General features: G+C 38.7%; 11 protein-coding genes and 1 pseudogene. 1 reads left to right on the top strand and 11 read right to left on the bottom strand.

From position 1 onward, the window contains the following. Nucleotides 1–10: 10 nt before the first annotated feature. The 11 genes and pseudogenes from V7083_RS12830 to rpsU all read right to left on the bottom strand — a co-directional run bounded on the left by V7083_RS12830 (nt 11) and on the right by rpsU (nt 8,499). A complete protein-coding gene (locus V7083_RS12830; protein ID WP_335478288.1) occupies nt 11–388 on the bottom strand; it encodes a diacylglycerol kinase family protein in 378 nt (125 codons plus the stop codon). After that, nucleotides 366–833 carry an rRNA maturation RNase YbeY gene (gene ybeY / locus V7083_RS12825; protein ID WP_335478286.1) on the bottom strand — a complete coding sequence of 156 codons (468 nt, stop codon included), beginning with the start codon at nt 831–833 and terminating at the stop codon, nt 366–368. Before ybeY ends, V7083_RS12830 begins: the two co-directional genes overlap by 23 nt. Beyond that, nucleotides 830–2,954: pseudogene (locus V7083_RS12820) on the bottom strand (HD family phosphohydrolase). Before V7083_RS12820 ends, ybeY begins: the two are co-directional and overlap by 4 nt. A gap of 150 nt (nt 2,955–3,104) precedes the next feature. Next, nucleotides 3,105–4,073 (bottom strand): PhoH family protein, encoded by a 969-nt coding sequence (locus V7083_RS12815; protein WP_335478284.1) that lies wholly within the window; start codon nt 4,071–4,073, stop codon nt 3,105–3,107. Beyond that, the gene (yqfD, locus tag V7083_RS12810; protein WP_335478282.1) at nt 4,070–5,266 is read right to left on the bottom strand and encodes a sporulation protein YqfD; all 1,197 of its coding nucleotides are present in this window, start codon (nt 5,264–5,266) and stop codon (nt 4,070–4,072) included. The genes V7083_RS12815 and yqfD overlap by 4 nt, the downstream gene beginning before the upstream one ends. After that, nucleotides 5,263–5,565 (bottom strand): sporulation protein YqfC, encoded by a 303-nt coding sequence (gene yqfC / locus V7083_RS12805; RefSeq protein WP_335478280.1) that lies wholly within the window; start codon nt 5,563–5,565, stop codon nt 5,263–5,265. Before yqfC ends, yqfD begins: the two co-directional genes overlap by 4 nt. Before the next feature lie 86 nt (nt 5,566–5,651). Then, nucleotides 5,652–6,068 carry a hypothetical protein gene (locus tag V7083_RS12800; RefSeq protein WP_335478278.1) on the bottom strand — a complete coding sequence of 139 codons (417 nt, stop codon included), beginning with the start codon at nt 6,066–6,068 and terminating at the stop codon, nt 5,652–5,654. Nucleotides 6,069–6,088: 20 nt separating this feature from the next. Continuing rightward, nucleotides 6,089–7,084 carry a flotillin-like protein FloA gene (floA, locus tag V7083_RS12795; RefSeq protein WP_335478276.1) on the bottom strand — a complete coding sequence of 332 codons (996 nt, stop codon included), beginning with the start codon at nt 7,082–7,084 and terminating at the stop codon, nt 6,089–6,091. Nucleotides 7,085–7,102: 18 nt separating this feature from the next. Further along, complete coding sequence (locus V7083_RS12790) at nt 7,103–7,738, bottom strand: NfeD family protein (RefSeq protein ID WP_335478274.1); 636 nt, start codon at nt 7,736–7,738, stop codon at nt 7,103–7,105. A gap of 127 nt (nt 7,739–7,865) precedes the next feature. Continuing rightward, nucleotides 7,866–8,312 (bottom strand): GatB/YqeY domain-containing protein, encoded by a 447-nt coding sequence (locus tag V7083_RS12785; RefSeq protein ID WP_335478272.1) that lies wholly within the window; start codon nt 8,310–8,312, stop codon nt 7,866–7,868. Nucleotides 8,313–8,325: 13 nt separating this feature from the next. After that, on the bottom strand, nt 8,326–8,499 hold the full coding sequence (gene rpsU, locus V7083_RS12780) for a 30S ribosomal protein S21 (protein WP_003152957.1): 174 nt from the start codon (nt 8,497–8,499) through the stop codon (nt 8,326–8,328). 192 nt (nt 8,500–8,691) lie between these two features. Here rpsU and V7083_RS12775 point away from each other — a divergent pair, with 192 nt between their 5' ends. Then, nucleotides 8,692–9,636 carry a Na/Pi symporter gene (locus V7083_RS12775; protein WP_335478270.1) on the top strand — a complete coding sequence of 315 codons (945 nt, stop codon included), beginning with the start codon at nt 8,692–8,694 and terminating at the stop codon, nt 9,634–9,636. The last annotated feature ends 104 nt before the right edge of the window (nt 9,637–9,740 follow it).

Below are 9,740 nucleotides of genomic sequence, written 5' to 3'. Positions count from 1 at the left end.
TTAACACAGCCTAAAAAATATACGGTAAAAAAATAAATAATCCTACTACGATGGACAGGATTGCGAATAAGAATACCGCTCCTGCCGCCATATCCTTTGCCTGTTTGGCAAGGGGGTGAATCTCAGTTGTGGAGAGATCTACGACGCGTTCGATGGCGCTGTTTAACATTTCTAAAACCAGCATACCACCAATTGCAAACAGGACAAAAAGCCACTCCATCTTTGTAATGGAAAAATATATAGAAAGAAATAGGACTATAATCGCACTAACTAAGTGGAAACGCATATTTCTTTCTTGTTTAACAGCCGTTATGATCCCAGTAATCGCGTAGGAAAAAGAATGAACAATTGATTTTGATTTATGCTTACCGTTTAAGTCCATACTCATCTAAAATTTCCTTTTGCAGGGTAAACATTTCTTTTTCATCCTCTTCTGTCATGTGGTCATACCCTAAAAGGTGTAAAAACCCATGAATAGCCAAAAAACCGAGCTCCCTGGTAAATGAATGTCCGTATTCTTCTGCCTGTTCCCTGGCTCTAGGAATCGATATGATAATATCTCCCAAGATACGGGGTATGTCTGAACCTACCAACTCTACTTCCCCTTCTCCCAATTCTTCCATCGCAAAAGAAATGACATCCGTAGGAGCATTCTTATCACGATAATCACGATTTATTTCCTGGATGGTTTCATTTGTTACAAAGGTAACGGAAACCTCACTATCTTCAACATTTTGCTTTTTTGCTGCAAAATGAATCAGCCTTTCGATATCAAGTATTTGTTCACTAGTTAATTCATTGGTTTCATCGGTTGAATCGATGATTAACGTCATGCTTGCTTCACAACCTTTTTCGTAAATTCAGGATATTCAATCCTAGAATGAAAAATACCCTTTAACGTCTCACACAATGTATGTGATACGGTTTCAATCTCTTTAAGTGTCAAATCACATTCATTTAATTGGCCATCCTGCAGTCGATCAGAGACAATTTTTCTAACAAGATCTTCAATTAATTNNGTCTGCAATCCCCACAACAGCTGACTCTTTTGACTGAGCTTTGGGTCCTGGATATCGAAAATCTTCCTCCCTCACTTCAGCATTGTTTTGCATGGCTTTATGATAGAAGAACTTCAAAAGACTTGTCCCGTGATGCTGTTCGGCGATTTCAATGATTTCTTTCGGCATATGATCTTTTTTTAAGATAGCCGCACCATCCAGCACGTGTGCAATGATGATATTGGCACTTTTCTCAGGGGTCAGTCGGTCATGTGGATTTTCCCTGTGCAATTGATTTTCGATAAAGAAATTCGGGCGTCTCGTTTTCCCAATATCATGATAGTAACTACCCACCCTAGCAAGAAGTCCATTGGCACCGATCGCCTCACAGGCAGATTCTGCCAGATTTGCAACCATAACACTATGATGGTAAGTGCCGGGTGCCTCCATTAAGATTTTCCGCAACAGCGGATGATTAGGATTTGAAAGTTCAATCAATCTCATGGTAGAAAGAATACCAAAGCTTGCTTCAAAAAATGGCAGGAATCCAATAGTTAAAACAGCTGAACCAATTCCTGAAACAAGTGCCGCTATAAAAAAGTATCCGTATTCCACACTGGAGAATTGTCCATTTGGCAAAAACAATAAGGCCAAAATGGTCATTAGATTAATAAATGCCGCAAAAAGACCTGCCTGCAAAATTTTGGAACGGTGATTTTGGTTACTCAAAAAAAGAATACCGGCTAACGCACTGAACAGTATATAGATCCCTTCCGAAAAATTCAAGGTTCCAGTCACACCTTCGTTGAAAAGGATACTGCCACAAATCGAAAAAATGATCGACGAAAGAATAGCTAATTTTTCATCAATTAATATTTTTAGTAATAAACCCGCCATGGTTGCAGGGAACAGATAACCAATCCACGAATAGTTATAGACCTGGAGTAAACTCATAATCTTCATTAAGGCAATAGTCATGATAAAAATAATCCCAAATAACAGTAAGAAGGTTTGACGCTTTTCTGGCAACAATTTCATTTGATAGAAGTAGTAGTATAAGGCTGTTATGAAAATAACGATTAAAACTGCTAAACCAATAAATGGTTTATAAGCCTTTTCATTGTTTAACAAACCGACTAATTTTAATTGGCGAAATATTTCTTGGTTTATTAATTCGCCTTCTTCAACTATAATTTGCCCCTGAAGAATCTTTACAGGCTCGACACTCTCGGAAGCTTGCTGACGAAGCTCTTCAGTCGCTGCAGGATCATAAAATTCATTTTGGATGACGGCATATCTACCCAGTTCTATGGAAGCCGACCTTAAATTATCATTTAAAGTGGAGTAGCGCAATTCTTCCTCTACTCTCTTTTTGGCATTCTCGACCTCGTCAGAAGGGATTCTTTTTGTCATCACATTATTAATAGCAGTGACAGTCAAATCCTTTGCAATGGACAACTCATCTTTCCCTGACTGTACTAAGGCTGTAAAAACGAGATTAGATAGATCTTTGGTTACAGTTGATGTTAACTTGCCCTTCAGCATCGATACTTTGTCTTCTATACTGACCTCTGTGAGATGATCTGCTGAAGAGGCATCCTGCTTTTTGCCAGATTCTTTTACTTCATCATTAACTTCACTTGCTGCATTAAAAATCGAGGTAACTAAATCCACGCGATTTTGTGTGTATTCTTTTTTTAAGGTATAAACATCTTGTACCTGGTCAGCCGCTTCTTCCCGTTTCTTCTCGGTACTTTTCTTATCTTCTACTGTTCCTGGGGAACGTATGGTTTTTTCTGCAACAGAAAATAAGCTAATATCCATTTTTTCTGGCTTAACATTACTAAACAACCCTCCATACAGGGCAATTCCAAGTAATACAAAAAATAAAATACGGAAAAAGGTAATGTCAAGCAACTTTCTGACCCGGATGAAATTTTGCTGTAGTTTATCCACGATATCCCTCCAGCCACAGCACTATTAAGCATTTATAAAGAATGTTTTTGCTTATGTAAAATAATAACAGTTTTTCCACTAAGTTTCATCTTTATAAAAAGAGATTAAGCACAAAAAAGGGATCGACCACTTGGCGTCCCTTTACCCGAGCTAAGTTAGTTTCGGAGTTTTTTCGTAGGCATTAATAATTTTTGCAACTAATGGATGACGTACTACATCACTTTGCTCTAAATAAACAATAGATATACCGTTAACACCCTGCAGTATTTTTTCTGCTTCTACCAATCCGGACTTGGCACCCTTTGGCAAATCGATCTGCGTCTGGTCACCTGTAATGACCATTTTGGAACCAAAACCTAGCCTAGTTAAAAACATTTTCATTTGTGCATGAGTAGTATTTTGAGCTTCATCCAAGATAACAAAGGCATCATCTAATGTTCGACCTCGCATATAGGCAAGAGGAGCAATTTCAATCGTACCTCTCTCTATTAGCCGTTGTGTATGCTCTGCCCCAAACACATCATGCAATGCATCATATAAAGGTCTAAGATAAGGGTCCACTTTCTCTTTTAAATCGCCAGGTAAGAATCCTAGACTTTCTCCCGCCTCAACCGCCGGACGAGTTAAAATAATTTTATTAACCTGACCATTTTTTAACGCATTTACTGCCATTACTACCGCAAGATAGGTTTTGCCTGTTCCAGCTGGACCAATTCCAAACACAAGGTCATTCTTTTTTATTGCAGTCACATAATGTCTTTGACCTAATGTTTTGATTCGAATGGTTTTTCCTTTAATATTCTTTCCAATCTCTTCTTCGTATAAATTGACAAAATAATCAAGCGTTCCACTTTTTGCCATTTGAATAGCATAGAGTACATCCCTTTGACTTATGGTAACACCCTTGCGAATAACGACCATCAATTTATCAAGAACCTGACCTGCTAGCGCTACATGGTCCGCATTCCCCGAAAGACTGACGGATTCGCCTCTAGTTATGATCGATACAGAAAGTTCCTGATCAAATATTTTTAAATTTTGGTCTGAATTTCCCAGTAAAGCAATGGCTTCTGCCGGATTTTCAAGTTGTACACTAATAGTAGTTAATTTTTCTGTCATTCATGAGTCTCCTTGGAAATCGGTTGCCCGACCGCAATGTTTTCAATGATTTTAAAATGAATGTCCAGTATAACTTTACCATTTTTTTCTGATTCATGTAAAATTTTTTCATCTTTAATCTTAGCTTCTTCATCTAAGTGGCTTTTTATTTCTTTTTTCGCTAATTTTATGGCCATGGCTTGTGCTTCACTTCTCGTATACGAACGTACATATTCTTCCCGTTCCCTAATAGTTTTGTCCATAAACGAAATGGGAAGTTCCCATTTAAGAAAGTGAAGCCGATGAACATTTTTTTCCGTTACATAGTTGGAATACTCGGGTTTTCCAAAGCCCCAAACCGGCACTTCCAAATTCCAAAATACCAGTGAATATTTCTGTTTTTCTTTTCCGCTATACACATTAAACTTCGTTTTATAAGGCAATTCCACGTGACTCTTATACCAAGTTTCTCCCCAAACTTCACCTTTTGCTGCAACTAATTCTGGCTGTAAACCTTCCTTTCCAATTTCACCAGACACTAACAATTGTCCTTGTTCGACGTGATCATTTATATCTACCATCTTTTGCCCCTGTTCAATATAGGTGCCAACGATTACAGCTTTCTTTTTTGCGATCAAATTCTGAGGAGACAGCGTTTCCGGACTTTTTGGCTGGTTTTTTTCAACTACCTGAAGATGATAGGTTGTCCCTTTTAACTCCACACCAACCCATGTTAGTGCACCAATATTATTGGTTAAATTTCTTTGAATGGCTTCTACATTATCGACAGAAAATTGAAATTTACCGATTTTCACACCCATCTTGTCCAATTCTTTTCGAATTTGATATTCAGTGGCAGGCTTTGCTCCTTTAATCTCGATCCCCCAAATGACATTGGACAGTAAAAAAATCATAAATAGAAAAAGACCAATTCCAATTAAAAACCCGCTATTTTTCAACATTCTTTTTAATAAAAATGGAGATCCGCTCCTTCTTAAAAAAGAAATTTTGCAGCCGCTTTTGCGGGCATAGTGGCGGATGCTTTTGGCTTCAGTAAGCCTTATTTTAAAAGTAATAGTTTCAGTCCCATGCCTCCTAACATGCCAAATATAAAGCCCATTCCTTGTTAGCACATTTAAAAAGCGTTCTAATCCCTTGCCTGTAACCTTAACTGTAACGATGCCAAATAAAAATTCAATCCACTGGTTCTTCATTCTGCTCCTCCTGGATTTTCACTTATATAAATGACTTGATCAATTTTCCCCTCAAGTAGAATTTCTTCAGGTAATATCGTTTTGATCACAAAAGAACTGCCTTTTATTAACAACTGCCCTTGTTTTAACAGCAGCCGCAATTCTTTATCCGTAAATGCCAACAGCCCACGGTGATTTTCGATATATATATGGATTTGTCCAATCATGGTAATTCGGGGTAAATCCATCATGACATCTTGAGGTAGATCCATTTTTTTAGCCATCCAGCTGCGAACTCTACTGCCCCAGTTTTTTGCCATAAAAAAAGAACCCCCTTTCATCTCATATTTATGAAATGAAAAGAAGTTCTAGCACCATTTTTTCGATTTAAGACTTTGGTTATGTTTTACCTTCTCCCAGAAAAGTGCGGTTTTTTCGAGCGGGGTTCTCCGAGAATTTCTGACCAAATGATTCCGTTTAGTACAGTTTGAGAATCTGGTGAATCAATAGGAACAGGCTGTTCCTTCTTCTGTTCAGCCTTCTGAGTCATCCTCATTCGACCAATTGGCTTTTCAGGAGTTTTGATAGGAATCTTTGCATCTTCTAATTCTGCCTTTGTCTGAAAGTACTGTTCCTCTAATCTGGTTACAGGAGCATTATCCTGTTCAACTTGAGCGGTTTTAGGTGGTACTGATTCAAACAAAGTTCGGACATCCTCCATCCGTTTCGGAACAAAAGGCTTGCTTTTCTGAACCTGTTTGCTGTTTTTCCCAAAAATGGCGGAGAGAATCCCAATTACAATGAAAAGGATTAGTGTCTCCAACTTTCACCACTCCTTTTGTTTTACTGGTTATCCTTTTTATCGCCAGTCATTTTGCCTATCGATCCTCTCATATCTGTATCTGCTGAGATATTTTTAAGGTTTAAGTAATCCATTACGCCGATATTACCTGACTTTAAAGCTTCAGCCATTGCCAGAGGTACTGTCGCTTCTGCTTCCACAACCTTCGCTCTCATTTCCTGCACCCTGGCTTTCATTTCTTGTTCAGAAGCTACAGCCATAGCTCTTCGTTCTTCTGCCTTTGCCTGGGCAATTCTCTTATCAGCCTCTGCTTGTTCAGTTTGCAATTCTGCCCCAATGTTCTTACCGATATCCACATCGGCAATATCAATCGATAGGATCTCAAAAGCCGTCCCAGCATCTAGCCCTTTTGATAATACCGTTTGAGAAATAAGGTCAGGGTTTTCTAAAACAGTACTATGACTTTCCGATGAACCAATTGTTGAAACAACCCCTTCACCAACACGGGCTACAACGGTTTCTTCACCGGCCCCCCCTACGAGACGGTCTATATTAGCCCGCACGGTAATCCTTGCTTTTGCCTTTACCTCGATACCATTTTTAGCAACACCGGCTATAAACGGCGTTTCAATAACTTTAGGATTAACACTCATTTGCACAGCCTGTAATACATCACGGCCAGCAAGGTCAATTGCGGCACAACGTTCAAATGTTAATTCGATATTGGCACGATGCGCAGCAATAAGAGCATTAACCACACGATCTACGTTACCACCAGCAAGATAGTGACTTTCAAGCTGATTAGTGGTTACATTTAACCCGGCCTTATGAGCCTTGATCAGCGGATTGACAACACGTCCCGGAATAACTCTTCGCAGTCTCATTCCAACCAGAGTAAAAATACTGATTTTAACACCTGCTGCAAGGGCTGAAATCCATAGCATAACCGGTACAAACGATAATAAAATTCCTAAGAAGATTAATGCAATGACAACAATGGCAATGACAAAAATAGAACCTCCTGAAACTACATCCATGGTCTAAATGACCTCCTTTTATCTAACTTCCCTGACGACAATACGCGCGCCTTCAACTTTTATTACCTTTACTTTCATGTCCTTTTCAATAAAATCTCCTTCGGTAACGACATCAATTCGTTCATTACCCATAATAACCGTCCCAGATGGCCGCAAAATTGTTAGGGTAATCCCTTCCTTTCCTAGCAAGTCAGTACGGTTAATATTAGTGACATACCCGTCTTCCTTTCGGGCTGAATCTTCCAAGACCATTTTATTTAATAAAACAAGTTTTTTCCCAAGGACTCTAATCATTATAAAGAAAACCGCAATGGACACTGCTATTGCAATAATAATTGAAATCCCCATTTGTATGGTATTATCCCCTGCCAGAAACAGACTTAAAATTAACGCAATGACGCCAAGTGTCCCGGCAACTGCCCCCGGAAGGAAAAATTCCAAAAAGATTAGGACCATCCCCATGATAAATAATAAGAATGTACCGTATCCAGTCAAACCTGCCTGATAATGACCATAAAAGAATAGAACGAGCGCCAAAATCCCAATGATACCGGTAATTCCAAACTTTGGCGAAAACAACTGTAGGACCATACTGATTCCTGCCACAGATAAGAGCAAGGTTATTACGAGTGGGTTCGTTAATAATTCAGTCATCCGTACCCCCCCTTCTGTTTTATTTAACATAATGATTTACGTTAATATCTCTAAAAGGTTTCAATATATTCCTTAAAAAAATAAAAGATCACAGGCTTAAAAAACCTGTGATCTTAACGTCAGAATACTATGAAAGGTGTTGTTGTACAAATTTATTTACAAGTGCTCCATCTGCTTTACCCTTAACTTTAGGCATAATAGCAGACATCACTTTTCCCATTTCCGCTTTTGATTTTGCACCGACTTCAGCAATAGTTTCTTTTACTATTTCTGATAGTTCCTCTTCGGAAAGCTGTTTCGGCATATACAGTTCGACAATTGTCAATTCTGTACGCAATTTTTCAACCAAGTCTGGACGACCGGCTTTATCAAACTCATGGAGGGAGTCTTTGCGTTGTTTTAATTCGCGAGAAAGGATCGTTAACTCATCAGATTCGGATAGCTCTTTTACACCAAGCTTAATCGCCTCGTTTTGCATGGAAGCTTTAATCATCCGAATAACTGACAGTTTGTCTTTTTCCTTACTTTTCATCGCTTGTTTCATATCATTATTTAAACGCTCGAGAAGACTCATTTAATACACCCTCTTAAAACTTACGTTTTCTTGCTGCTTCAGACTTTTTCTTACGTTTTACACTTGGCTTTTCGTAGAATTCGCGCTTTCTTGCCTCTTGCAAAGTACCAGTTTTTGATACAGAACGTTTGAAGCGACGAAGAGCATCTTCAAGCGATTCGTTTTTACGAACGACGGTTTTAGACATCCTCTTTCCCTCCCTCCGAAACACAACACACTTACATCAATCCATGTACCATGCAATTATAATATAACCTTTAAACAAGGTCAACTGAAATTCGCAGTCTCTCGATTTTTTATACAAAATTGTTTGCCCTGGCTTAATTATGGCATGTCCCTATCCCTTAGACCATAGAATGAATGGAAAGGAGGCCTAGACATGCTATACATACTATTATTTATTCTTTGCATTTTATTATTTATTTTTGGAATGATGATTATTCGGTTTGGTTTATTTAATTTATCAGCCAAGAACCTTAAAACATGGCTGATCAAATTAACGAAAACACCATTTAAGGGTATGTTAACAGGTACCTTTATAACGGCGTTGTTACAAAGTAGCTCGGCGGTTATGGTTATTACCATAGGGCTAATTTCAGCCAAAATTATGACATTTCCTCAATCAATCGGCATTATTTTAGGAACCAATATTGGAACAACCTTTAAAACGGAGTTAATTACGTTTAATTTGGATACCATTCTGATGCCACTCGCTATCACAGGCGCATTTTTAATTTTGTTTCCCAATAAAAAGTCCAGAAGTATCGGTATGCTACTGTTGGGAATTGCCTCTGTTTTTACCGCAATGAAAGGGTTCGAAATGCTGGCTCAACCTTTAACCTCAATGGGATTTATTCATTCATTTATCCTATCGATTAATGACAATATATTATTAAGCTTAATAACCGGGGCAATTATTACGGCTATCATTCAATCGAGTACAGCCATGACTGGGATAACCATGGGCTTTTTGACCGCTGGACTGCTTCAGCTTGATGCAGGCATTGCTATTGTGTTAGGGGCAAATATCGGTACTTGTATTACAGCTGTGATTGCTTCGGTTGGAGGTGGTGCAGAATCTAGACTAGCAGCCTTTGCACACGTCTGGCTAAATGTTTTTGGGGTTTTGGTATTTATTCCACTTATTCCTTTTTTAACGATGTATGCACCTCTTCTGGCAAGCAGAGTGGAAGTTCAATTAGCACATATCAGTGTCATCTTTAATGTAGTGTCTTCCTTGATGGTTTTGCCGTTTGCCAATAAGTTCGGCGAGATGATTTTATTCTTGCATGATCGTCGGCCGAGGAATCCAGTTGTGAAGTGAACCAGGGGTAAAATGGGTTGTAAGATAATAGAACGGGGACTCTTATTGTTTTTGTCTTTCATCTCTAGCATGAAGGACATTTAGATGCCGGGGGCCTTCTCGTT

The organism is Bacillus sp. JJ1764 (assembly GCF_036962145.1).
Lineage (GTDB): Bacteria > Bacillota > Bacilli > Bacillales > Cytobacillaceae > Neobacillus.
The sequence above is the reverse complement of the archived record's forward strand: the minus strand, read 5'-3'. Positions and strand labels throughout refer to the sequence as shown.